The 21,930-nt window shown below is 64.9% G+C and carries 25 protein-coding genes; 8 read left to right on the top strand and 17 right to left on the bottom strand.

From position 1 onward, the window contains the following. The first annotated feature begins 198 nt into the window (after positions 1 to 198). Positions 199 to 867, top strand: a complete 669-nt coding sequence (locus tag HAPAU_RS10820; RefSeq protein WP_066382494.1) for a DUF7344 domain-containing protein — start codon at positions 199 to 201, stop codon at positions 865 to 867. A 262-nt stretch (positions 868 to 1,129) separates the two neighbouring features. On the opposite strand, the gene HAPAU_RS10815 is transcribed toward HAPAU_RS10820, so the two are convergent. From HAPAU_RS10815 to HAPAU_RS10810, 3 genes are all read right to left on the bottom strand, one after another. Next, the gene (locus tag HAPAU_RS10815) at positions 1,130 to 1,426 is read right to left on the bottom strand and encodes a PadR family transcriptional regulator (RefSeq protein WP_066382492.1); all 297 of its coding nucleotides are present in this window, start codon (positions 1,424 to 1,426) and stop codon (positions 1,130 to 1,132) included. Between the two features lie 152 nt (positions 1,427 to 1,578). Further along, the gene (locus HAPAU_RS21660) at positions 1,579 to 1,740 is read right to left on the bottom strand and encodes a hypothetical protein (RefSeq protein WP_169802643.1); all 162 of its coding nucleotides are present in this window, start codon (positions 1,738 to 1,740) and stop codon (positions 1,579 to 1,581) included. A gap of 91 nt (positions 1,741 to 1,831) precedes the next feature. Further along, the gene (locus HAPAU_RS10810) at positions 1,832 to 3,073 is read right to left on the bottom strand and encodes a polysaccharide deacetylase family protein (protein ID WP_066382491.1); all 1,242 of its coding nucleotides are present in this window, start codon (positions 3,071 to 3,073) and stop codon (positions 1,832 to 1,834) included. Positions 3,074 to 3,400: 327 nt separating this feature from the next. Between HAPAU_RS10810 and HAPAU_RS10805 the strand changes: the two genes are divergently transcribed. Further along, positions 3,401 to 3,886: a hypothetical protein gene (locus HAPAU_RS10805; RefSeq protein ID WP_157078453.1), complete on the top strand. Its 486-nt coding sequence runs from the start codon at positions 3,401 to 3,403 to the stop codon at positions 3,884 to 3,886. A 45-nt stretch (positions 3,887 to 3,931) separates the two neighbouring features. On the opposite strand, the gene HAPAU_RS10800 is transcribed toward HAPAU_RS10805, so the two are convergent. The 3 genes from HAPAU_RS10800 to HAPAU_RS20940 all read right to left on the bottom strand — a co-directional run bounded on the left by HAPAU_RS10800 (position 3,932) and on the right by HAPAU_RS20940 (position 5,155). Continuing rightward, entirely contained in the window at positions 3,932 to 4,168 is a 237-nt protein-coding gene (locus HAPAU_RS10800) for a hypothetical protein (protein ID WP_066382489.1), read from the bottom strand. Positions 4,169 to 4,464: 296 nt separating this feature from the next. Continuing rightward, complete coding sequence (locus HAPAU_RS10795; RefSeq protein ID WP_066382487.1) at positions 4,465 to 4,752, bottom strand: PadR family transcriptional regulator; 288 nt, start codon at positions 4,750 to 4,752, stop codon at positions 4,465 to 4,467. A gap of 247 nt (positions 4,753 to 4,999) precedes the next feature. Further along, on the bottom strand, positions 5,000 to 5,155 hold the full coding sequence (locus HAPAU_RS20940; RefSeq protein WP_157078452.1) for a hypothetical protein: 156 nt from the start codon (positions 5,153 to 5,155) through the stop codon (positions 5,000 to 5,002). A gap of 98 nt (positions 5,156 to 5,253) precedes the next feature. Between HAPAU_RS20940 and HAPAU_RS10790 the strand changes: the two genes are divergently transcribed. Continuing rightward, entirely contained in the window at positions 5,254 to 6,651 is a 1,398-nt protein-coding gene (locus HAPAU_RS10790) for an FAD-binding oxidoreductase (RefSeq protein ID WP_066382485.1), read from the top strand. 105 nt (positions 6,652 to 6,756) lie between these two features. Then, positions 6,757 to 7,044: a DUF7577 domain-containing protein gene (locus HAPAU_RS10785; protein ID WP_066382483.1), complete on the top strand. Its 288-nt coding sequence runs from the start codon at positions 6,757 to 6,759 to the stop codon at positions 7,042 to 7,044. Positions 7,045 to 7,062: 18 nt separating this feature from the next. On the opposite strand, the gene HAPAU_RS10780 is transcribed toward HAPAU_RS10785, so the two are convergent. The 4 genes from HAPAU_RS10780 to HAPAU_RS10765 form a co-directional block, all read right to left on the bottom strand. Then, complete coding sequence (locus HAPAU_RS10780; protein WP_066382477.1) at positions 7,063 to 7,347, bottom strand: hypothetical protein; 285 nt, start codon at positions 7,345 to 7,347, stop codon at positions 7,063 to 7,065. Positions 7,348 to 7,510: 163 nt separating this feature from the next. Then, the gene (locus HAPAU_RS10775; RefSeq protein WP_066382475.1) at positions 7,511 to 9,331 is read right to left on the bottom strand and encodes a hypothetical protein; all 1,821 of its coding nucleotides are present in this window, start codon (positions 9,329 to 9,331) and stop codon (positions 7,511 to 7,513) included. An 80-nt stretch (positions 9,332 to 9,411) separates the two neighbouring features. Then, a complete protein-coding gene (locus HAPAU_RS10770; protein WP_245634078.1) occupies positions 9,412 to 9,987 on the bottom strand; it encodes a DUF7344 domain-containing protein in 576 nt (191 codons plus the stop codon). Between the two features lie 133 nt (positions 9,988 to 10,120). Further along, a complete protein-coding gene (locus HAPAU_RS10765) occupies positions 10,121 to 11,119 on the bottom strand; it encodes a lipid II:glycine glycyltransferase FemX (protein WP_066382472.1) in 999 nt (332 codons plus the stop codon). A gap of 637 nt (positions 11,120 to 11,756) precedes the next feature. Here HAPAU_RS10765 and HAPAU_RS10760 point away from each other — a divergent pair. The 3 genes from HAPAU_RS10760 to HAPAU_RS10750 all read left to right on the top strand — a co-directional run bounded on the left by HAPAU_RS10760 (position 11,757) and on the right by HAPAU_RS10750 (position 15,041). Continuing rightward, positions 11,757 to 12,245 carry an HTH domain-containing protein gene (locus tag HAPAU_RS10760; protein WP_066382470.1) on the top strand — a complete coding sequence of 163 codons (489 nt, stop codon included), beginning with the start codon at positions 11,757 to 11,759 and terminating at the stop codon, positions 12,243 to 12,245. A gap of 66 nt (positions 12,246 to 12,311) precedes the next feature. Beyond that, positions 12,312 to 13,793, top strand: a complete 1,482-nt coding sequence (locus HAPAU_RS22265; RefSeq protein ID WP_245634077.1) for a hypothetical protein — start codon at positions 12,312 to 12,314, stop codon at positions 13,791 to 13,793. Positions 13,794 to 13,952: 159 nt separating this feature from the next. Then, positions 13,953 to 15,041 (top strand): glycerol dehydrogenase, encoded by a 1,089-nt coding sequence (locus HAPAU_RS10750; RefSeq protein WP_066382468.1) that lies wholly within the window; start codon positions 13,953 to 13,955, stop codon positions 15,039 to 15,041. Here HAPAU_RS10750 and HAPAU_RS10745 read toward each other — a convergent pair whose 3' ends face one another. From HAPAU_RS10745 to ilvB, 7 genes are read right to left on the bottom strand one after another with little or no spacing between them, the layout of a single operon-like run. Beyond that, the gene (locus HAPAU_RS10745; RefSeq protein WP_066382467.1) at positions 15,042 to 16,019 is read right to left on the bottom strand and encodes an isocitrate/isopropylmalate dehydrogenase family protein; all 978 of its coding nucleotides are present in this window, start codon (positions 16,017 to 16,019) and stop codon (positions 15,042 to 15,044) included. Next, a complete protein-coding gene (gene leuD / locus HAPAU_RS10740; RefSeq protein WP_066382465.1) occupies positions 16,012 to 16,644 on the bottom strand; it encodes a 3-isopropylmalate dehydratase small subunit in 633 nt (210 codons plus the stop codon). Before leuD ends, HAPAU_RS10745 begins: the two co-directional genes overlap by 8 nt. Next, positions 16,641 to 18,062 carry a 3-isopropylmalate dehydratase large subunit gene (leuC, locus tag HAPAU_RS10735; protein WP_066382463.1) on the bottom strand — a complete coding sequence of 474 codons (1,422 nt, stop codon included), beginning with the start codon at positions 18,060 to 18,062 and terminating at the stop codon, positions 16,641 to 16,643. Before leuC ends, leuD begins: the two co-directional genes overlap by 4 nt. Beyond that, a complete protein-coding gene (locus HAPAU_RS10730) occupies positions 18,059 to 18,313 on the bottom strand; it encodes a hypothetical protein (protein ID WP_066382461.1) in 255 nt (84 codons plus the stop codon). The genes leuC and HAPAU_RS10730 overlap by 4 nt, the downstream gene beginning before the upstream one ends. After that, complete coding sequence (ilvC, locus tag HAPAU_RS10725) at positions 18,306 to 19,343, bottom strand: ketol-acid reductoisomerase (protein ID WP_066382459.1); 1,038 nt, start codon at positions 19,341 to 19,343, stop codon at positions 18,306 to 18,308. Before ilvC ends, HAPAU_RS10730 begins: the two co-directional genes overlap by 8 nt. After that, positions 19,340 to 20,011, bottom strand: a complete 672-nt coding sequence (ilvN, locus tag HAPAU_RS10720; protein WP_066382457.1) for an acetolactate synthase small subunit — start codon at positions 20,009 to 20,011, stop codon at positions 19,340 to 19,342. Before ilvN ends, ilvC begins: the two co-directional genes overlap by 4 nt. Continuing rightward, on the bottom strand, positions 20,008 to 21,768 hold the full coding sequence (ilvB, locus tag HAPAU_RS10715; RefSeq protein ID WP_066382456.1) for a biosynthetic-type acetolactate synthase large subunit: 1,761 nt from the start codon (positions 21,766 to 21,768) through the stop codon (positions 20,008 to 20,010). Before ilvB ends, ilvN begins: the two co-directional genes overlap by 4 nt. On the opposite strand from ilvB, the gene HAPAU_RS20935 reads away from it, so the two are divergent. Then, entirely contained in the window at positions 21,767 to 21,904 is a 138-nt protein-coding gene (locus HAPAU_RS20935; protein ID WP_157078451.1) for a hypothetical protein, read from the top strand. The two genes, ilvB and HAPAU_RS20935, sit on opposite strands and share 2 nt — an antisense overlap. The last annotated feature ends 26 nt before the right edge of the window (positions 21,905 to 21,930 follow it).

Below are 21,930 nucleotides of genomic sequence, written 5' to 3'. Positions count from 1 at the left end.
CCGGGATAGACCGTGTAGATCGGTAGGCGCCGATCGAGGACGTGATGATTTCTCACTTGCTCGACTGTATATTAGCGTTTTCGATCCATGAGAAACGCCCATACGATTCACAACGACTGAATATGACAGTCGCTGTTTATTGTCCCCTAGCGAGTAGGTAGTTCAGCGAGGGAAGGTGACAATGAGACACCACTTCAAATGAGCTACGAGACCTACACCGACACGACCGAGGAACCGAACGCGAACGAACCGACAGAGCCGGACGAAACGATACTCGAAGGGATCACACAGCTTCCGGGCTACGAGTCGCTACAGGCACGTCTCCGGTCGTCCCGGTCCGGCGAGCAACCCACGAAGGACGACGTCTTCGACATCCTCCGGAACCGCCGTCGCCGGTACGTACTCGGGTATCTGAGCGACCAGGAGAGCGTCGTCGAACTGAGCGAACTCGCCGAAGAGCTCGCGAACTGGGAGAGCGAGGACGAGGACGCCTATATCACACACCGGGACCGAAAGCGCGCGTACGTCTCGCTGTATCAGACACACCTTCCGAAGCTCGACCGGGCGGGCATCGTCGAGTACAACCAACCGAGGGGGACCGTCGAGCTCGGTCCGGACTACCGTTACATAGAGGGGTATCTCAATCGTTCCCACGGCGGAACGTTGCTGTGGCATCGACTCTACATGCTGGGGGGTGCAGGCGGCGTGAGCGTCCTCGGTCTGAATCAACTCGCGGTGTTTCCCTTCTCCGCCGTTCCGGACGTGGCGTTGTTCCTGCTCGTTTTGCTCGTCTTCGGTGCGATTCTGCTCGGTCACTCCGCCATCGCCCGCTCGACCGTGGCGATGGAGTCGGAGTCCCCCGAGTGACCGGTGCGGCCGGGTGTTTCGCCGCCCGTTCGTGATACCGCGTGTTTACCGATCTGCGCGTTCGGGGATCGGTCCCGCGTCGACGATAAGCCGACAGTACTGGTGGTGCTGGCCACCCGATGGGAGAACGGGGCGGCACCCGAACACGGTCCGAACGATCCCACCCTGATTCGTTTGACCCACACCTGTTCGTCCCGCCCCATGCGTTGCGTTTCGGATTCGGTCCGGCGACGGAGACGAGCGCCGTGACCGAATCGGACGGCTACTGATCGATCGCCTCTTCTCGATCGGGCAGCTGCTCGGACTCCCACTCGCGGCGCGCCTCGATCTCGCGCCACCCGCGTCTTGTCAGCGAGTAATAATTTGCTCGCCGGTCCTGCTCGCCCTTCTCGACGAGTCCTTTGTCGGCGAGCGTGTCGAGGTTGGGATACAGCCGGCTGTGATGGATCTCCTGTTCGTAATACGATTCGAGATCCCGTTTAATCCCGAGCCCGTTGGGGTGGTCGTAGCCGGCGACGACGTACAGAAGGTCACGTTGGAATCCCGTCAGGTCGTGCATGAACTCGCCATGACGCGCCAGCCATAGTAGTATATGGACGTTAGCAGCCGAGCGGATCGAGATCGTGGCCTACCGATCGGGTGGACCGGGAGCGAACGGCGTAAGCCGATGATACGGGATCGAGATGGCACGGCCTATTCTACCCGAGCGCGTCAGTAGTAGTAGAGATCGAATTCGTTCTCACAGCCACGGCAGTCGATAGCCGTCCCTTTGAGCCGATCGGAGCGGTCAGCAGCGAACCGCGACGGATCGCAGTCGACGACGGCTCTCGTGGTACAGTGAGGGCAGTTCACGGGGAGTTCGATCGAACGCATACCCGGAGGATACGGGCACAGCGTCGATAGTTATTCGTCGCCTTTCACCGGGATGGTCCGGATTTCGCCCCCGACGATCCGATGGTTCGAGCTACCGTCCCTGGAGGTCGGCCAGCTCCGAGAGCGTGATCACGTCGAGTTCGCCGGCGTCACACCGGTCGCCGATGTAGCTCATGATCGCGTCGAACTCCGCGACCGGCGTCTCGGCGGGGATCTCGTGCCAGAACAGCCCGCCGGTCCCACCCCACCGAACCAGCGTGTCGACGTACGTCCGCGCCGCCGGCAGGGTGCGTTCGGAGGACCGCCCGAGGTGGGCCGGACTCCGGGGCAGTCCGTAGCCGGGATTACCGCCGACCATCGCGTAGGTGTGGTGCTCCTCGGCCAGATCGTAGCTCGACTGGTCGTACGTGCCGTATGGGTACGCGAGGAACGCCGCGCTCTCCTCGAACCCGTTGTCGACGAGCCACTCCTTTGCCCCCCGTATCTGGGACTCCTGTTCTCGCTGGGGGAGTTCCCGGAGGTTCTCGTGGGTCATGAGGTGGCTCCCGATCTCCCAGCCGTGGTCGTGCAGGTCGTCGAGCTGCTCGACCGTCAGGCGGTCCCCGCCGAGGTTTGCGGTGTTGATGAACGTCGTCGACGGGATGTCGTACTCGTGTTGGATCGGGAGCGCCTTCGTGTACTGGGAGGCGAAGCCGTCGTCCCACTGGACCATGAGCTTCGGCGTCTCCGGTATCGGTTCCAGACGGATCGAATCCACCCAGAGCGTGCCGCTCGTTTCCTCGCCGAACCGGATCTGGATCCGGCGGGTGTCGATCGCGGCGAGGTCGACCGTCTCGTCCCACTCGTGGATCCCGAGATCGAGCGGCATGAACTCGGTGTCCTCGGCGGTCTTGAAGAACCGGGTTCGAAACTGCATATCGTTGCCGTCCGCGTCGGTCGCGACGATATCGAACGCCTCCGACGGGGCGGTGGAGTGAAGCCGGCTGACGATCGAGAACCGCCGCTTGGTGAGGTCGAGGTCCAGACCGCTCCGTTCGATCCGGAGGACCGGGGCGTGCGCCCCATCGAGACGGGCCGAACGATCGCCGGTGACGAACGCGGACTCGTCGGGAGCGAGGGTTCCCGACACCGCGTCCCACTCCTCGATATCCCGGAAGTCGAACAGGGGCTCTTCAGTGGTCTCGCGGGCCACCTCGTACTCCGATGCGGCGTCGGTATCGGATTCCGTGGGGTCACCGCCATTGACGTCCGCCTGTTCGTTTGTGCTGTCAGTACATCCCGCGACGCCGATGGCGGCGACGGCGGCGAGAAACCTGCGTCGGTTCTGAGTCATGAGGGTCGACCGGTACTATCGACTACATGAGTGATTGTTATCCGACACATACGCCATACGGGAGGTCTGCAGTCGCACCCTACCGTCCCGTCCGACCCCGTATTTTGTCGGTCGGCGTCGCCGTGACGGTTCGGTGACCGCGCGAACGATCGTCGCGCCGTGTGCGGCGGCCCGTCTCGCGAACGCCGGGTAGAACACCGTTTCACGCCGAACCCTTCGATATCGAGGACTCTCGCGCGTGAGAGCCCCGTTCGATCGACTGTGTGCGAAACAGTTTCACGGTGTTCGGAGCGAGTTACAATGGGAGTGGAGGGCGTCTCGGCCGGTATGGACCGACATACTCCGCCGTTGCCACCGGATCGAGCCGAACAAGCGCTTTCGGCGGACGTGTGCGAGGAACTCCCGAACCGGGAGGTCGAAACGCTCGAGGCCCTTCGGGAGTGGATCGACGACGTGATCGCCTACAGGCGTCGGCGGCGTTCGGATGTGGACCTCCCGAGCGTCGTGCTCTCGGAAACGACGGGGCAAGCGGTGCTTTCGACCCTCGGGGCCAACGAGCGGACGAACGAGGCGATCGGCGACCTCCTCGGATCGTTCTCCTGGCAGCTCATCGAATGTGGCAGCGAGAGCTGTGACTGTGCCGACGGTCGTCCGGAGACCCTTCACGGACCGTATCTCCGACGCGACTATCTCGACGGGTCCGGTCACTACGCGAGCGAATACGTGCCACGGAACGATCGACGCCAGCAGTTGGTCCGACGGGTCATCCCGAAACCATCGGTCGCGGACCTCGAGGGGGCGCATTCGGAATGAGACGGAGATCTGCCCGGTAGTGGACCACCGCCCTCCCGGGGAGGATTACCCGACGAGGTACCGATATTCCGCGACGACCTTATCCCGGAGGACGAAATACGCGAATACGAACACGAGCAGACCGATGAGTGCCATCCAGCCCCCGAGGAGACTCTCACCCGTACTCAGGCTCAGATAGCTGTTGTATTCGACGAACGTACTCACGGCGGTCAGGACCACGGTCAGCACACCGTATCCGACCAGAAGGAGGCCGTGGATCAGCAGTTCGATGAACCCGTCCATACCGGTGGCAGTGAGCAGGTTCACATAGCCTTTGTGTTTTCCGCGAGAACGTCCGTGCGGACGGATCGCGTGTCCATCCCAGTAGGTGCGATCCGACGGTATCGTCGGTCGTTTCGAACGCCGAACTCCGGTACCCGCAAGAAAGAAGACGGGTGCTCAGTCCGTCTCCGAGTTCATCCACGTAGGAAGTGTACGCTGTTTCCACAGCCAGAGGCACCTCCTACGGTTCGATTACGATCGCCAATCGTTATAGTGTTTTTGGCTCGTTTCGCTATGGAATCGGTACCTCGGGGATCTCAAGCGGCGAGTCCGGACGGGAGGTACTGTCGTTCCCAATCCCGGCGGGCGTCGATCTCCCGGCGCCCACGGTCGGTGAGCGCGTAGATGTTCGTCCGTTTGTCGGCGTGGCTCTTCTCGACGAGCCCCTTGTCCACGAGGGTATCGAGGTTGGGATACAGCCGTCCGTGATGGACCTCCTTGTCGTAGTACTCCTCGAGTTCGGCCTTGAGCGCGAGACCGTGGGGTTCGTCCAACCCGGCGATGATGTAGAGGAGGTCCCGTTGGAAGCCAGTCAGATCGTGCATAACACCGGCTATACGCTCGCAGTCGTTATCAATCTCTCTCCTTACGAATATATCATGTGTCGGAAGTCGGAGTACGGATTCGGCCCACCCGAGTAACGGGATGGCCCCGAGCACCGACTATCGGACGCGGAAAACGGCGACGGGTCACGTCCCTGGTGACGGGGTCGACGACCACGTGACCCGGGCCAGCCAGAGGAATCACGGTGTATGTGTGCTGACCCATGTTACTTTATAACACGAATAGTTATCAAAGTATCGGTGGCCGCGAGGAGGCATGATCGGTCAGGGGTGATCGGATCTCACCCCGGCGAAGGATCTCGAACGCCCTCCCGGAGGTACCGACGACGCCCGATCCACGCGACCCGGTGGCCAACAGGACGGTCGCGACGACCCGCTCTGCCATCAGTCTCCCTCCGGATTACCGTTCGTTACGGTTATTCGTCGTAGAGTATGATGAATGTCAACAAACTACATGGACAGGGGGAACGAAATAGGGACGGGATGGCTACCGAAGACACACCTGTGACGGGGAGCATCGCTACCGAGTTCGACGCTCGGCTTCGTGGGGCCCTGCTCGGACCGGACGATCCGGGCTACGACGAGGGCCGGTCGATCTGGAACGGCATGATCGACAGGACTCCCGACTACATCGCTCAGTGTCAGGGTGTCGCGGACGTGATGAGGGCCGTGGAGTTCGCCCGCGAGAACGACCTGCTGGTCGCGGTGAAGGGCGGTGGCCACAACATCGCCGGCAAGGCGGTCTGTGACGGCGGCCTCGTGATCGACCTCTCGGCGATGGATTCGGTTCGGGTCGATCCGGAGACGAAGACCGCCCGCGTCGAACCCGGCGCGACGCTGGCCGACTTCGACCACGAGGCCCAGGCGTTCGGCCTCGCGACGCCGCTGGGCATCAACTCGACGACCGGCGTCGCGGGGCTCACGCTCGGGGGCGGCTTCGGGTGGCTCACCCGCAAGTACGGGATGACGGTCGACAACCTGCGCTCGGCCGACGTCGTCACCGCCGCGGGCGACCTCCTCGACGCGAGCGAGGAAACGAACCCCGACCTCTTCTGGGCGATCCGCGGCGGAAGCGGGAACTTCGGTATCGTCACCTCCTTCGAGTTCGACCTCCACGAGGTCGGCCCCGAGGTGCTCTGTGGGCCGATCGTCTACCGGGGTGAGGACGCGCCCGAGGTCCTGCGGAACCTGCGGGATTTCAACGCCCATGCGCCGGACGAGTCGTCCGTCTGGGCGGTCCTTCGGGGGGCGCCGCCGCTTGCGTTCCTCCCGGAGGACGTCCACGGGGTCGGCGTCGCCATCGTGGTCGCGTTCTACGCGGGCGACATTGAGGAGGGCGAAGAGGTGCTGGCCCCGATCCGCGAGTACGGCGATCCGATCGCCGACGCCGTCAGTCCCCACGAGTATGCGACGTTTCAGCAGTCGTTCGATCCGCTGCTCACAGAGGGAGCCCGCAACTACTGGAAGTCCCACAACTTCCACGAACTCCCGGACGAGGCCATCGACACCGCCGTCGAGTACGCGGCCGAACTCCCCTCGCCGCTCTCGGAGATCTTCTTCGGGCAGATCGGCGGCGCGATGGCCCGGGTTCCGGCCGACGCGACCGCCTATCCCCACCGTGACGCCGAGTACGCGATGAACGTCCACACCCGGTGGGAGGACCCCGCGGACGACGAGAAGTGTATCGCGTGGGCCCGGGAGTTCTACGACGCCATGGCACCGTCCGCGACCGGCGGCGTCTACGTGAACTTCATCAGCGAGGAGAGCGGCCAAGAGGAACTCGCCTACGGTGAGAACTACGACCGGCTGGTCGAATGCAAGAACGAGTACGACCCGACCAACCTGTTCCGGATGAACCAGAACGTCGAGCCGACCGCGTGAACGATCGGTTCCCTGCTCGTCCGGGGTGGATCGGAATCGGGGCTCCCGAGAGGGGGTCGAATCGAAGGTTTCTATACGCTGTGATAACATACATCACGATAGAGTATGGCACCCACCGGCCAACTGCTCGTCGTCCTGTTCGCCTGTACGTTCTTTTACGTGGTGGGAAACTACTGTCTCGGGCAGGGACGAGGCGGGACGGACGACGAGTCGAACACGACACCGACCCCGGTCGGTTGGACCCGAACACACCCCTCATCCGATTCGGATCGAGCGCAAGACCCACCCTCGGCGGTGCGGTGTCGGGCCTGCCGAACCGAGAACGACCCCGTCTACACCTACTGCAGGGAATGTGTCAGTGAGCTCCACGGTCAGCACGACCGCCGACCGTAACTCACTCGTCAGGGATGGTCACTTGTTCTCCCGTTTGGGATCGAAATAGCCCGATTCCCACTCGCGGCGCGCCTCGATCTCGTGACGGCCCCGTTTCGTGAGCGAGTAGTTCGTCTCAGCGCGGTCGACGCGCTCGACGAGACCCCGCTGGCAGAGGGCATCCAGACTGGACGCGAGGCGATCGGGACGGATCTCCGTTCGATAATAGCTCTCGAGCGTTCGCTTGAGGGTCCGTTCGGTGGGATCCTCGTGTCCGGCGATCACGTACAGGAGGTCTCGCTGAACCGTCGTCGATACGTTCATGGACGGTTCATCGCGTCGAAGGGGCCTTACTAACGAGGTGGTAACGTCCACTTAGCCACCCGCTATCGGTCGAACGCGATCTCAGCGGTGTCCGCTCGTCGCGGCGGGGTATAAGCGGGTTCAGCCCGTTCGCCGTTCCCGTGGCCTGCTCCGTCGTCGTTCGTCATGCGGGCGGCTCGTTCGCCTCGCGTTGGGCCGGGACCATATAGAGGTCGAACTCCCCGTTCGACTGGACGTTGTGGACCCCCTCTTGAGCCTCGATGGCGGCGAAGTCTTCCTCTGCGTACCGGAGTTCGTGATACGCCTCGACCTCGCGTTGCTCGTCGACTTCCGTGACGACCACGTACCGATCACCCTCGAAGTACGCCGGTAAGTCGTCGTGCATGCGTTCGGCCGGGACCTGTTCGCTGTGCTCGCTGGTCCGTCCGCCGCCCTCGATGGCGTCGACGTACCGGTAGGGCCCCTGTCGTACCCCGGCAAATCGGGTGTCACCCTCTTGGTTCTCGAAGGCCAGCGCGTGGCCGTGCATCTGCTGTTGGGTGACGTGGGGCGACTGCTGGTAGACGTACGGCGAGGGGAAGGCGGCCACGAGCGCAAGGGCGAGCAGGACGACGAACACGCCGGCCACGAGCGGCTTGATCGACCGCCGCGAGAAGCGGTTCGTGAGCCCTCTCGCACCGACCGTGATCGCGACCGCCCCGAGGATCGTCACGAACAGCATCATCAGCCCGAACACCCGGAAGTACATCTCCGAGAGCGTCCCGATGTAGTAGAAGACGAACACCGGAAAGAGCGCCCCGAGGCCCGCAGAGAGGTACTGGATCTGCGTCGAGGTGTACCCGGCGCGCTTGCCCCACGAACTGAACGTCGCAAGAAACAGCCCGAAACTGAGAACACAGAACACCAGACTCACGAAGAAGAGCTTGAAGAAGACGACCCCGAGGCTTCCACCGATTGCGAGCAGCGACGACCCCTGCGAGGCGATCGACGCGCCGGCTTGCTGGGTGCCCGTCCCGAGGATGAACGCGATCGCCGAGGAGGCCGCCTGCGTGGCGATCCCCGAAAAGAGGTCGTGGTTGGCCGACCAGAGGACGAACACGCCCGTGAGGAAGACGGTGTGGCCGTAGACGGTCGGATAGATGTGCAACGCGCGGCTGGACGCGACGATCCGATACAGCAACTGGAAGGCACAGATTCCGATGAACGCCACGAGCAGATGGACGGAGAGTTGGGGATGGAAGACGACGACCACCCCGGCGACGAGCGCGAGGAGAAGCGACAACGGGGCAAGCGCCGGACTGTCGTTCGGCGTCGCGAGAAAGCGCACAAGCAGGAACACGAGCAGCGTCGAGAAGAGGATCGCCTGCGACATCGTGTGGGGGTTCACGTGGGTGCTCATGTGGGTGATCGGCAACAACAACAGCGCCGAGAACGTCCCGACGACCAGCGCGTCTCGCCCCGGGACGATCGTCCACACACACAGCGGGACGAACACCAAAAAGACCGTGAACATGCAGACGACCATCAGCAACATCGCCGTCGAGGTCGCAAAGCCCGTGACGGTGGCGATGAACAGCGAGACGAGGTGGATACCGGGATATATCAGCCCGGTCGGTTCGAGCGCGCCGCTCGCGATGTCGTTGGCCCAGCCGAGATGGGTCAGCGAGTCGTACAGCCCGTAAAAGCGGTACCCGCGGATCACCGGCAGGGAGACGAAGACGACGCCACTCAGCCCGGCGAGGCCGAGTGCGAGCGCCCTGAACCGGCCCGAATCGGCGTACAGCGCCACGAACAGCGCGATCAAAAGTGCGATCGCCACCCCGACCCAGACGCCGGGCGGGGTCGCCGTGTAGATCGATACCTCGTGGCCCGTCGCCGGATTCAGACGGGCGAGGACGATCGCAACGGCCAGCGCTGCATAGCCGATCGCGAGCGTCACTTCGGTCTTCTGGTGCCGATCGGCGGGGCGGTCGGTCAGTGCCATCGGTATCCCTCCCGTCTCATTGTCGTGCTCTCGCCGAGAATCGGCCTTGTTATCCGTCGCTTACGGCACCGTACACGGTGCTAGTAGCGCCCCTGTACCAGCGCGAGCCCGAGAAACAGGACCGTCGTCGCGAACGCGAGCGTCGGCAGCGAGAGTGCACTCAGTACGCCCCCGAGAACGACCGCCCCGAGACAGCAATATCCCATCAGCACGCGCCCGTAGTACGACCGCCACGGGATCCGCCTCACACCGGGGAGGTCGAGATACGGGAGCAGTTCGTCCATACAGGGTCCGGGTGTGATCGCTCCGGTCTCCCGGTCGTACTCGATCGCGCCGACGTCGTCGAGCAGCGGCAGGTGCGTCTGGTACAGCGAGACGTGGACGCGCCGTCGCTGCTGGCGCTCTAGCTCGCCGATCGGAACGCCGTTTTCCTCGGCGGCGATCAGCTCGACGAGTTCGGTCAGCGAGCGGGGTCGGTCGCGCCGGGCCAGAAACTGCAGCGTGGCGCGTCGGCGCGGGTTGTAGAGGAGATCGAAGACCTCCTCTTTCTCCAGTCGGTGTTCCGTGTGGACGAGCGCCTGGAGGGGTTCCGGAACGCACTCGAGGAGGTCGCGCGCCCCGATCGAACGGGTCTGTGTGAGTGACTCAACTGACATTCCGTCACACACAACATCTCGTTTACATCTTGTTATGCCGTGAGTACGAGGGGTAGCACCGAGCTACCCGGCGTAGGATCGGCCTACAACCGGTATAACGGGCGATAGCAACGGATGACCGATCGGTTCCGGGTCAGCGGAACTGTTTGTAGATGCCGGCCACCATCCGCATCGGGCGGCTCCCGCGCTCGGTGCTGTAGTAGGTCCGAAGCGACGGGTTGAACTTCGCCTTGTAGCCGTTCAGACGCTCGGTGTCTGCCCCGACGAGGTCGTATTCCCGACGGCCGGCCGAGATCGCATCGCGCATGATCCGCCAGTCGAGCAGGTCGTTGACCGGGAGGTCGCCGGTCGATTTCGCGCCGCCCTGCCAGCGATACACCCGTTCGTCGTCCGCGAGCGCGATCATCCCGCCGACGAACTCACCGCCGACCCGACAGACGTACGGCTCGACGTACTCGGGGCCGAGACGGTCGTACAGGTCGGTGACGAACCCCGCATCGAGGAGGTAGGACTCGTTTTGTTCGTCGTAGCGCCGGTCGAGCTGGTCGACGACCCGCTCGATCGCCTCGCGCCCGCCGAGGTCGATCTCGTAGGCGTCGTCGTCGGCGTTCCGGACGTTGCTCCGCGCGTCGCTGCTGAAGCCCATCAGGAGTTCCTCCTCGTCCTCGCCGAGGTCGACCGCGTAGGTGTGTTGTGGGGTGACGTCGAACCCGTTCCACGCGAGCGGGCGCACGTCCGCGTAGCCACAGGCGGTCCGGACGTGCGTGTATTTGGGCGCGTAGCGGTCCTCGATCCACGAAAGACAGCCCTCGACGAACCGGTGATGGCGCTTTTCGGCCTTGCGCTGTTTCAGGTTCCCGTTCGAGAGGAGCGCCGGGCCGAGATACGGGATCAGAAACCCCGGCGGTGGCGAAAAGGCCGTCGTGATCCTCGCCTTCGAGAGTGTCGTCACCGGGAAGATCCCCACGGGTTCCTGGCCCTTGTAGCCGACGAGCAGGTGCGCCCGGCCGTCGGCGTGGTCGGCAAGCGCCGAGACACACTCCGCGCGGTGGAACACCGTTCCCTGCGGCGAGCGCTCGACGTACCCGTTCCACGCCGCCGGATCGCTCGCCTCGCGGATCTCGATGCTCATCGGTTCACCTTGAAGCGCCGCAATCCCCGCCACTGCCGTCGACGCACCCCGCTCGAACCGCAGCGCGCGTTCCGTTCCCGTGGGCGAGCCGGCGACAGCCTCGTCCAGCCGCCGCCTCGATCGCTGTCCGTCGCACGGTTCGACGCGTCCGCTCGGATCGGCGGGTCGACCCGCCGCGAGCGAGGAGTGTTACTGTTGAATCCGACACCGGGTATGGTCATGCGCTGTAATCAGAGCTCTGGGCGCAGGATCGGCCGTCGGCGACCATTGTTATAGACGGGATTCTCGATCCGTCGTCTCCGATATCGGAGAGGTAGCCGATAAACGAGTGGTTTACCGGGGGACGATCCCGCCCGCCGGGACGGAATAGTTATTTATCCAACCAGTCACAAGGGAAGGGTGAAACGGCGGGTTACGGCGAGCGGGCCACGACCGTCCCGTCGGGAGGGTGCAGTAGTCGCCGCATTACTTCCCGGCAGGCGGGTCATAGTCGGGTGTCGCCGTGCCACGCCGCCTGAAAAGGTACCTCTCGGGTCCTCCGTCGACGAACGGAGCGGAACCGGGACGCCGTTCGGCGAGTCGGCCCCGAACGGCGGAGTACAGCCACGCTCGACAGACCGATGGACCGAATACGACAATGATTGGGAACGACAGCACACACGAACCTGACGAACAGCAGACCTACGCCGTGATCTCGACGGATTGCTCGGCGTTACTCGATACGCTCGGCAACCGATCGGCGCGCACGATCCTCACGGAAGCGGCCACGGAACCGATCACCATCGACGACCTCCTCGACGCCTGTGAGGTGTCTCGAACGACGATCTACCGGCGGGTCAACGAACTCATCGATCTCGGACTCATCGAGGAATCGATGACGCTGGCCGAGGGAAACCAGCAGCAACGACGGTTCGAGACGACGGGCCGCGAGATCACGCTCCGGATCGGTCCCACCGGATTCGAAGCCCGGATCCGGTCGAACAGCTCCGGAACGCTCTCGGACGACCTGCTTCTCGACGATGCCTCGCTTGAACGGTTCCGGATCGCACTCAGCGGCAAGGACCTGCGGTTTCGGATCGAGACCAACGGCGGGGACGCGATGGACGAACTGGACTCCTCCCAGTGACCGTTCCACCCTGATCTCGCCGCCCTGACTGCTCGCTACGACGACGCCGACTCCGGAGCGGACGCTGTGGCGGGAGCCCGGTCCGTCACCGCGTTCGTCCGCCCCCGGACGCCGGGATCGGAAAGGAACGGTCGTGAAGCGGACGAGCCCGGGGAGGAAGCCGCACTCACTCGTCAGGGCGAGATCGTCTCGGGGGCACCGTATCAGGATCCATGTGATCCGGAGGGGATCGACCCCGAGGTGATCGGCAAGACCCGCGAGTACACGATCGTCGCGCTGCCGACCGAGGTCGTTTATAATGACGCCGGCGATCACGACCCCGAGGGGAAGGTCTACGTCCTCGAGGACGACGCCGAGGCGGTGCGAAACGGCGAGATGAACCCCGAGCCGCTCGTGATCCGGGCGAACGTCGGCGACTGCATCGAGATCAACCTCACCAACGCGCTTGGCGACCTCCACGACGACCACGCCCACCCGACGTTCGACATCCAGCCGGACGCCGACTGGGACCGCTCGAAGCGCATCTCGCTGTCGCCCCAGAACCTGCTGTTCGACGACCAGGGCTCGGCCGGCATGGCCGTCGGGTTCAACTTCGACTCGACGGTCGCGCCCGGCGAGACGAAGACCTACCGCTGGTTCGCGGACCCAGCCCCGGTCAACGGCGCCGAGAACGACAACGGCCCTCTGGCCCGATCGCTCGGCACGGGGATTCTCTCGGATTTCGCGGACGTGCGCAGCAACCGCCACCACGGCGCGTTTGGCAACCTGATCGTCGAACCCGAAGGATCGGAGTGGCTCGACCCCGAGACGGGCGAGCCCGTCCGGAACGGCACGCGGGCGATGATCACGGGCCACGACGGCGAGGACTACCGGGAATTCGCCCTGCTATTCACCGAAGGGATGTACATCGTCAACGACGACGGGAGCTGTCCGATCCCGCGAGTCGGACTCGAGGAAGAGGCCGATGGTGACGGGGACGAACCCTGTAACCGGATCGGCGAGCAGGAGAATCAGGGTTTCCAGGGGATCAACTACCGCTCGGAGCCGTTCGCCCGGCGCTTTGCGAACGACGAGCGCCAGTACAAGGTCTACAGCTCGGAGGTCCACGGCGATCCGAACACGCCGGTGTTGGAGACCTACACCGATGACCCGGTGACCCTGCGCGTGAGCCAGCCCGCGGATCGGGCCAACGGGATCTCGTTCCACTGTGCGGGCCACTACTGGCGGCGCAACAACGTCCCCGAGGCGCGACTGGTCGGCATGCAGGCCGACCTCTCGACGGGCGCGGCCCGCGAGTTCGTGCTCGAGGGCGGCGCCAACGGGACCGGTGACTACGTCTACCAGGAGCGAAAGACCAAGTACTACCTCGAGGGCGGTCTCTGGGGGATCATGCGCGTTCGGGAGGCCTTAGAGAAATTCGACGGGCGGGTCCGCCCGCTCCCCGACCGCGAGGCCGAGTTCGACCGAACGCGAGGCGAGACGGGCGGGAAAAACGGGAAGGACGGCAAAACCGAGCGGATCGACCTGATCGAGCCGCTCGACGGGTAATCGGAGCCGGTCCGAGATGGGTTACTACCCATAGGGACGTTCGATAGCCGCGCTCGTGGTACCTCGCGTTCGTCTTCCGACGCAGTACGTGAGACGGTTTTTCAGCGTCGGCGGTCACAGTATAGCTATAACTGGATCGAACGCGATACTACGACGACTATGATACGGACGTTCGAATCGCCGGCGGAGTACGTGCAGGGACGGCACGCGATTGACCAGCTCGGCGAACGAGTGGCGCCGCTTGCGGACTCGGCGCTGTTGATCGGCGACAGCGACGTCCTCGAAATCGTCGGAGCCGATGCCGAATCGAACCTCGAAGGACACGGGGTCGATACGACCATCGAGGAGTTCGGCCGCGAGAGTTCCCAGGTCGAGATCGACCGGATCACGGAGCTCGCCGAGGATCTCGGTACTGAGGCGGTCATCGGCGCCGGCGGCGGGAAGGCGCTCGACACCGCGAAGGCCGTCCGGGAGAACGCGGGCGGGGCGATGGTCTCGATGCCGACGATCGCCTCGACCGACGCGCCGACGTCGAGCCTGTCGGTGATCTACAGCGAGGACGGGGAGTTCGAACGCTACTGGTTCTACGACGACCACCCGGACCTCGTGCTCGCCGATACGGCGGTGATCGCCGGTGCGCCCGCACGCTTCTTCCGGTCGGGGATCGCCGACGCGATGGCGACGTGGTTCGAGGCTGACGCCGTCCACAGAGCGAGCGGGGACAACTTCTTCGGCGAGGGCCCGACCCGTGCCGCCCACCGCCTCTCGAAGCTCTGTTACGAACTGCTGCGCGAGCACGGCGCGTCGGCGGTCGAGGCGGTCGAGGCGGGGATCGTCACCGAAAGCGTCGAGGCCGTCACCGAGGCGAACACCCTTCTCAGTGGGCTCGGGTTCGAAAACGGCGGCATCGCGGCGGCCCACTCGGTCCACAACGGCCTCACCCAACTCGAGGCGACCCACCACGCGACCCACGGCGAGAAGGTGAACTTCGGGATCGTCTCTCAGTTGGTGCTCGAAGGGCGTGACGATGCCTTCATCGAGGACGTGATCGACTTCTCGGTCGAACTCGGGCTTCCCGTGACGCTCGCGGAACTCGGCGTCGAGGACCCCTCGACGGCCGACCTCGATCGCGTCGCGGAGGCGGCGCTCGCGGACGGAGAGACGATCCACAACGCCTTCGACGTGACCGCGGACGACGTCCGCGACGCGATGGTCGCCGCCGACGATCTCGGTGGGAAACGGCTGTGATTACAGCCGTTCGACGACCGCGCTCGTGACGTCCTCGGTGCTCGCCTCGCCGCCCAGATCGGCGGTGCGCGGCCCCTCCTCGAGCACGCTCGTTATCGCCTCATCGACACGAGCGCTCTCCTCGGCATAGCCTAGATGGTCGAGCAGCATCGCCGCAGAAAGGATCGCCGCGGTCGGGTTGGCGACCCCCTCGCCCGCGATGTCCGGGGCGGTGCCGTGGACCGGCTCGAACAGCGCGTTATCCTCGCCGATGTTCGCGCTGGGCAGCAGGCCGAGCCCGCCGACCAGCCCCGCCGCGAGATCGGACAGCACGTCGCCCGCGAGGTTCGGACAGACGATCACCTCGAACTGTTCGGGGTCGAGACAGACGTGGGTCGCAAAGGCGTCCATCAACTCCTCGTCGGCGTGGACGCCACGCTCGTCGGCGACCCGCAGCACGTCCTCGCGGAACCGTCCGTCGGTCTCGCGCATCACGTTGGCCTTGTGGGCGACGGTAAAACCGTCGTACTCACCGTCGGAAACGTACTCGCAGGCGAACTCCGCGAGGCGTTCGGAGGCCGAACTCGTCACCACGCGGGTCAGCGTCGAGAGGTCCTCGCTCAACCTGTTCTCGTGGCCCGAGTAGACGCCCTCGGTGTTCTCCCGAAGGAAGACGAGGTCGGTTTCGGGACGCAGCGCATCGACGCCGGGATAGGCGCGGGCGGGCCGGACGTTGACAAAGGAGCCGACGGCCTCCCGCAGCGGAAGGATCACGTCCGCGGCCGTCTCGCCCGCGGCCCCGAACAGCGTCGCGTCCGCGCTCGCGGCCAACTCGTAGGTCTCCTCGGGAAGGGCCTCGCCGGTCTCGTCTTTGACGCGGTCGCCCGCCTCGGCCTCGACGAACTCGAATTTTCCTACTGTTTCCAGCACTTCGATCGCGGCGGGCGTCACCTCTTGGCCGATCCCGTCGCCGGGGATGACGGCGATCTCCTCAGTCATCGCTTTCCATATACGGCAGGGAGTTCGCGGTCTCGCGCACGGCGGTCTCGTTTGCCTTCATGAGCGCCGTGGTGTCCCAGACTCCCTCGACCAGCGCCTTGTGCTGGGCGGATGCGACGTCGGCGTTGACGGCCTTCTCCTCGTCGCCCGACCCGTAGGTGACGAGTTCGCGCTCGACGTCGATCTCGATCTCGGCGTCGGGGTTCTCCTCGACGTACGCCTGCAGCGCGCCAATCTCCTCGGTGCTCGCGGTCACGGTCGGGATCCCGAGCGCGAGGCAATTGCCCGCAAATATTTCCGCGAACGACTCCCCGACGATGGCGTCGATTCCCCAGCGCTGGAGCGCCTGTGGGGCGTGTTCGCGCGAGGAGCCACAGCCGAAGTTGGCGTTGACGACCAGCACGTTCGCCTCTTGGAAGCGCTCCTCGTTGAACGGGTGGTCCTTGGGTTCGTCCTCGCCGGTGAACCGCTGGTCGAAGAAGGCGAACTCACCGAGGCCGTCGAAGGTGACGACCTTCATGAACCGGGCGGGGATGATCTGGTCGGTGTCGATGTCGTTGCCGCGGACCGGGATGCCGGTCCCCGAGACGGACTCGATCGTCTCGACCGGTGCGTCGTCGCTCATGCCGAGACCACCTCCTCCAGTTCTCGCACGTCAGTCACTTCTCCGGTGATCGCGGCGGCCGCGACCATCTCGGGGCTCATCAGTACCGTCCGGCCGTCCTTCGATCCCTGACGGCCGACGAAGTTGCGGTTCGACGAGGAGGCGGAGGCCTGATCGCCTTCTAACTGGTCTTCGTTCATCCCGAGACACATCGAACAGCCGGCGTTTCGCCACTCGAAGCCGGCCTCGCGGAAGACGTCAGCGAGGCCCTCCTCCTCGGCCGCCTGCTGGACGCGCTGGCTGCCGGGCACGACGAGCCCGCGCACGTCGGGGTCGACCTCCCGACCCCGTACGATCTCCGCGGCCGCCCGGAGGTCGGGCAGTCGGGCGTTCGTACACGATCCCAGGAAGGCCACGTCGATCCCGTACCCCGCCATCGTCTCGCCGGGCGAGACGCGCATGTGTTCCTGTGCGCGCCGGGCGGTATCCTGTTTGTCCGCCGGAAGCTCCTCCGGCTTCGGGATCGGCTCGGAAATCCCGATCCCTTGCCCGGGTGTGGTTCCCCACGTGACGGTGGGTTCGATCTCGCTGCCGTCAATGGTGACGACGTCGTCGTATTCGGCGTCCTCGTCGCTCCGAACCAACTCCCAGTACGGTTTGAGCCGATCGAAGCGCTCGGGGTCGTCCTCGAAGGCGTCCGTCTCAGCGAGCCACTCGTAGGTGGTCTCGTCGGGGTTGACGTAGCCCGCGCGAGCGCCGCCCTCGATCGACATGTTACAGATCGACATACGACCTTCCATCCCGAGGCTCTCGATGGCCTCGCCGGCGTACTCGTAGACGTAACCGACGCCGCCCTCGGTCCCCAGTCGGCGGATGATCGTCAGGACGATGTCCTTGGCGGTGACGCCGGGCCCGAGTTCGCCCGTGACCTGGATCTTCCTGACTTTCTGTTTCTCCATCGCGACGGTGCCGGTCGCGAGCACGTCGCGGATCTGGCTGGTGCCGATCCCGAACGCGAGCGCGCCGAACGCGCCGTGCGTACTGGTGTGTGAATCGCCACAGACGATCGTCATTCCCGGCTGGGTGATCCCCTGCTCGGGGCCGATGACGTGGACGATCCCCTGATCGCCGGTATCCGGACTATCGAACTCGATGCCCGCCTCGCGGACGTTCTCCTCGAGTTCGCGCATCATTTCCTCTGCGGAGTCGTCGCCGTAGGGCCGCGACTGGTCGGCGGTGGGAACGATGTGATCTACGGTCGCGTGGGTGCGCTCGGGATACGCGACTTCGAGGTCGCGCTCTTTGAGCATGCCAAAGGCCTGTGGGCTAGTCACCTCGTGGATGAGGTGGAGCCCCACGAACAGCTGGGTCTGGCCCGTGGGCAGTTCGGTCACCGCGTGTCTGTCCCAGACCTTATCGTAGAGGGTTCCTTCGCTCATTCCTCTACTACCAGTTCCACGTCCTCGTCGTACTCCTCGCCGCGCTCGAAGACGCGTTTGGCGCCCTCGTCGTCGTGGGGCGGGGTGTGGTCGACGTCCTTCATTCGGTCTTTGGTTTCGGCGTCCCGTCTCCCTCCATCAGCGACCACGACCGGCCCGCGCGCGAACAGCGCGCCCGCGCTCGTGTCATCGTAGGGGTGGGTGTGGTCGATGTCCTTCATCCGCTGTGCGTTAGTGGTGTCGTCAGTCATCCGCGGTCACTTTCTCCTGTTCGTCCTCGGTTTCCTCTTCGGCCCACGCGAACAGCGCCCGCAGTTCCGCGCCGACCGCCTCGATCTCGTGGTCCTTCTCGGCCTGTCGAAGCTGGGTGTAGCTCGGCCGGCCGGCCTGGTTTTCCGCGATCCATTCGCGGGCGAAGGTGCCGTCCTGAACGGCTTCGAGTACCTGCTCCATGTTCTCGCGGGCGTGGTCGTCGATAACCACGTCACCCTGCGTCAGGCCGCCGTACTCGGCAGTATCGGAGACCGAGTCCCACATTCCGCCGAGCCCGTCCTCGTACATCAGGTCGACGATCAGCTTCATCTCGTTGAGACACTCGAAGTAGGCCATCTGCGGGCTGTAGCCCGCGTCGACCAGCGTCTCGTAGCCCTGCTTGATCAGGCTCGCGATCCCGCCACAGAGCACCGCCTGCTCGCCGAAGAGGTCCGTCTCGGTTTCCTCCCTGAAGGTGGTCTCGACGACCCCCGCGCGGGTACAGCCGATCGCCTGGCCGTACGCGAGCGCCTCCTCTTTGGCCTCGCCGGTCGCGTCCTGATAGACCGCGAGCAGCGCCGGTGTGCCCTCGTCGTTCTCGTAGTTCCTCCGGAGGAGGTGGCCGGGCGTCTTGGGCGCAATCATCGTCACGTCGACGTCCTCGGGGGGCTTGATCTGGTTGTAGTGGATGTTGAAGCCGTGGGCGAACTGCAGGGTATTGCCCGGTTCGAGTTCCTCCTCGATCTGCTCGTAGACGGCGGGCTGGATCGTATCGGGCACCAGCACGCTCACGATGTCCGCGCCCGCCGCGACTTCTTTGGGGGTTCCGACCTCCAGTCCGTCCTCGCGGGCGGCCTCGCGGGAGGACGACCCCTCCTTCAGCCCGACCCGGACGTCGATTCCGCTGTCGGCGAGGTTCTGTGCGTGGGCGTGGCCCTGACTGCCGTAGCCGAGTACGGCGACGGTCTTGTCCTCGATCTGGCTGCGCTGTGCGTCCTCGTCGTAGTAGATGGATGCGTCGTCTGTCATTGTTGGTCGTGTTTCCGCCAATCTTCGTGCATTCGTTCGTACCGTTCCTCCTCGATGTCGGTCGTCCAGACGTCGCCCCGAGCCATCGCGGTCTGGCCCGTTCGGGCGAGTTCGCGGATACCGAACTGCTGGAAGGCGTCGATCGCGTCGTCGATCTTCCCCTCGTCGCCGGTGATCTCGATCGAGATCGTTCGCGGACCGGCGTCCAGCACGGTCCCGTCGTACATCTCCGTGACCGCCTGGACCTTATCGGGCTCGTCGCCGTGGACCTTCAGCACCACGAGTTCGCGCCGGATCGCGTCCGCGCTCAGCTCCTGAACCGAGATCACGGGGATCAGTTTCTCCAGTTGCTTTTCGACCTGCCGGATCCCCGGCTCGGGCTCCTCGATGACGAGCGTGATACGGGAGGTCTCCGGATTCGTGGTCGTTCCCACCGTGAGACTCTCGATGTTGAACTGGCGCCGGGAGACGAGCCCCGACGCTTTGGCGAGCACGCCGGGTTCGTTCTCGACCAGCGCCGAGATGACCGTCCGACGGGGCTCGGGTTCGGCCTCGACCTCGGGATCGATCCGTATCCCCTGACTGTTTCGCCGTCCCGTCGGTCGGGGGCGTTCCTCGGGTGCGGGCCCCTGTAGCCCATTGACCTGTTGTGGTCCTTGCTCGCTCATAGCTGGTCCTCCGAGAGGGCGAACTGCCCGTTGTCCCCGCCGCTGGGAACCATCGGGTAGACGTTCGCGCCGGGGTCGATGTGGAAGTCGATCACGGATGGCCCGTCGTAGGCGACGGCCGCCTCGATGGTTTCTGCGACCTCATCGTATTCGTGGACCGCAAAGCCCTGCGCGCCGAACGCCTCGGCGAGCTTGTCGAACGCGGGCACCCACGGGTACTGCGACGCGGAGTGCCGACCCTCGAAGAAGGCGTCCTGCCACTGGCGGACCATCCCGACCGCGGCGTTGTTGAGCACCGCGACGGTGATGTCGAGGTTCTCCCGCACCGCGACGGCCAGTTCCTGACACGTCATCAAAAAGGAGCCATCGCCCTCGAAGCAGACGACCTGCCTGTCGGGTTCGGCCACCTTCGCGCCGATCGCGGCGGGCAGCCCGTAGCCCATCGTCCCCAACCCGTGAGAAGAGACCCACGTCCGGGGGTGGCGATAGGTCCAGTACTGACACGCCCACATCTGGTGTTGACCGACGCCCGTGGTGACGATCGCGTCCTCGGGCGTGGCTTCGTCGAGGGCCTCGACGACGAACTCCGGGCGCAGCGGCCGGTCCTCGGGCGCGGCGTAGTCCATCGGGTACTCGTCTTTCCACGTCTGACACTGTTCACGCCACTCGGGAACGTCGGGCGCGCGTGCCATCTCCGCGGCCAACTGTTCGAGCACCGTCCCGGCGTCGCCGATCAACGGGACGTCGGCCTCGACGTTCTTCGAGATTTCGGCGGGATCGATGTCGACGTGGAGGATCTGTGCGTCGGGTGCGAACGTCTCGACGCCACCGGTCAGACGGTCGTCGAACCGACAGCCGACCGCGAGCATCACGTCACAGTGGGTAATCGCCATGTTGGCGTAGCCGGTGCCGTGCATCCCGGCCATCTCCATCGCGAGTTCGTGGTCCTCGGGAAAGGCTCCGAGGGCCGGCATCGTCGTCACGACGGGGATTCCGTACTCGGTGGCGAACTTTCGCAGTTCCGCGCTGGCCTCGCCCTTGATCACGCCGCCGCCCGCCAAGATGACGGGCTTTTCGGCACGTTCTATGGTCCGGGCCGCCCGCTCGACGGCCTCGTCGTCGGCCTCGGTCTGCGGGTCGTACGTGCTCGGCGTTCGGGGTTCGCCCGGTTCCTTTTCAGTGGGGCCGTTCGTCACGTCCTTCGGCAGGTCGACGACCGTGGGACCGGGTCGCCCCGATCCCGAGACCGCAAACGCCTCGCCAACGGTATCTCCCACCGAGTCCGAATCGGTCGCGAAGTAGTTCGTCTTCGTGATGGGCGCGGTTAGACCGGTCGTATCGGTCTCCTGAAAGGCGTCGTTGCCGACGAACGCCGTCGGCACCTGCCCGGTGAGCGCGACCACCGGGTCCGAGTCCATCGAGGCGTCGGCGATCCCGGTCACGAGGTTCGTCGCGCCGGGTCCCGAGGTCGCCAGACAGACGCCGGGCTCGCCGGCGACGATCCCGAAGGCGTCGGCGGCGTGGGCCGCGCCCTGCTCGTGGGCCATCGTGACGTGGCGGATCTCGGAGTCGTACAGCGCGTCGTAGACGGGCATGATCGCCCCGCCCTGAACCCCGAAACAGGTCTCGACGCCCGCGACTTCGAGCGCGCGGATCACCGACCCTGCACCGGTCGAAACCGGCGTCGGGATCGGGTCGTCCCCATCAAGCGGTTCGTCCTCCGTTCCCTCGATCGTGGCGGGTGGTTGCTCGCTCATGTTCCTGCCGGTTCGGCTGTGGTTTGCGGGCGATACGACGGTCGACAGCGGGTGGGTCGTGGATGGTACATTGGGAGCGCGCGTGCTGTGGGTCTCGAAAGCGATTCGAACGGATCAGGAAAGGTGGGTGGTGTAGGGGCTAGACCCCTACAATAATGAGTC

Source organism: Halalkalicoccus paucihalophilus (assembly GCF_001593955.1).
In the GTDB taxonomy this organism is placed as follows: domain Archaea; phylum Halobacteriota; class Halobacteria; order Halobacteriales; family Halalkalicoccaceae; genus Halalkalicoccus; species Halalkalicoccus paucihalophilus.
The sequence above is the reverse complement of the archived record's forward strand: the minus strand, read 5'-3'. Positions and strand labels throughout refer to the sequence as shown.

What these genes read in the sequence shown, in the direction of transcription:
- HAPAU_RS10820 (WP_066382494.1), top strand. Translation starts at nt 199, where the DNA reads ATGAGCTACGAGACCTACACCGACACGACCGAGGAACCGAACGCGAAC.
- HAPAU_RS10815 (WP_066382492.1), bottom strand. Translation starts at nt 1,426, where the DNA reads ATGCACGACCTGACGGGATTCCAACGTGACCTTCTGTACGTCGTCGCC.
- HAPAU_RS21660 (WP_169802643.1), bottom strand. Translation starts at nt 1,740, where the DNA reads ATGCGTTCGATCGAACTCCCCGTGAACTGCCCTCACTGTACCACGAGA.
- HAPAU_RS10810 (WP_066382491.1), bottom strand. Translation starts at nt 3,073, where the DNA reads ATGACTCAGAACCGACGCAGGTTTCTCGCCGCCGTCGCCGCCATCGGC.
- HAPAU_RS10805 (WP_157078453.1), top strand. Translation starts at nt 3,401, where the DNA reads ATGGACCGACATACTCCGCCGTTGCCACCGGATCGAGCCGAACAAGCG.
- HAPAU_RS10800 (WP_066382489.1), bottom strand. Translation starts at nt 4,168, where the DNA reads ATGGACGGGTTCATCGAACTGCTGATCCACGGCCTCCTTCTGGTCGGA.
- HAPAU_RS10795 (WP_066382487.1), bottom strand. Translation starts at nt 4,752, where the DNA reads ATGCACGATCTGACTGGCTTCCAACGGGACCTCCTCTACATCATCGCC.
- HAPAU_RS20940 (WP_157078452.1), bottom strand. Translation starts at nt 5,155, where the DNA reads ATGGCAGAGCGGGTCGTCGCGACCGTCCTGTTGGCCACCGGGTCGCGT.
- HAPAU_RS10790 (WP_066382485.1), top strand. Translation starts at nt 5,254, where the DNA reads ATGGCTACCGAAGACACACCTGTGACGGGGAGCATCGCTACCGAGTTC.
- HAPAU_RS10785 (WP_066382483.1), top strand. Translation starts at nt 6,757, where the DNA reads ATGGCACCCACCGGCCAACTGCTCGTCGTCCTGTTCGCCTGTACGTTC.
- HAPAU_RS10780 (WP_066382477.1), bottom strand. Translation starts at nt 7,347, where the DNA reads ATGAACGTATCGACGACGGTTCAGCGAGACCTCCTGTACGTGATCGCC.
- HAPAU_RS10775 (WP_066382475.1), bottom strand. Translation starts at nt 9,331, where the DNA reads ATGGCACTGACCGACCGCCCCGCCGATCGGCACCAGAAGACCGAAGTG.
- HAPAU_RS10770 (WP_245634078.1), bottom strand. Translation starts at nt 9,987, where the DNA reads ATGTCAGTTGAGTCACTCACACAGACCCGTTCGATCGGGGCGCGCGAC.
- HAPAU_RS10765 (WP_066382472.1), bottom strand. Translation starts at nt 11,119, where the DNA reads ATGAGCATCGAGATCCGCGAGGCGAGCGATCCGGCGGCGTGGAACGGG.
- HAPAU_RS10760 (WP_066382470.1), top strand. Translation starts at nt 11,757, where the DNA reads ATGATTGGGAACGACAGCACACACGAACCTGACGAACAGCAGACCTAC.
- HAPAU_RS10750 (WP_066382468.1), top strand. Translation starts at nt 13,953, where the DNA reads ATGATACGGACGTTCGAATCGCCGGCGGAGTACGTGCAGGGACGGCAC.
- HAPAU_RS10745 (WP_066382467.1), bottom strand. Translation starts at nt 16,019, where the DNA reads ATGACTGAGGAGATCGCCGTCATCCCCGGCGACGGGATCGGCCAAGAG.
- leuD (WP_066382465.1), bottom strand. Translation starts at nt 16,644, where the DNA reads ATGAGCGACGACGCACCGGTCGAGACGATCGAGTCCGTCTCGGGGACC.
- leuC (WP_066382463.1), bottom strand. Translation starts at nt 18,062, where the DNA reads ATGAGCGAAGGAACCCTCTACGATAAGGTCTGGGACAGACACGCGGTG.
- HAPAU_RS10730 (WP_066382461.1), bottom strand. Translation starts at nt 18,313, where the DNA reads ATGACTGACGACACCACTAACGCACAGCGGATGAAGGACATCGACCAC.
- ilvC (WP_066382459.1), bottom strand. Translation starts at nt 19,343, where the DNA reads ATGACAGACGACGCATCCATCTACTACGACGAGGACGCACAGCGCAGC.
- ilvN (WP_066382457.1), bottom strand. Translation starts at nt 20,011, where the DNA reads ATGAGCGAGCAAGGACCACAACAGGTCAATGGGCTACAGGGGCCCGCA.
- HAPAU_RS20935 (WP_157078451.1), top strand. Translation starts at nt 21,767, where the DNA reads ATGTTCCTGCCGGTTCGGCTGTGGTTTGCGGGCGATACGACGGTCGAC.
- ilvB (WP_066382456.1), bottom strand. Translation starts at nt 21,768, where the DNA reads ATGAGCGAGCAACCACCCGCCACGATCGAGGGAACGGAGGACGAACCG.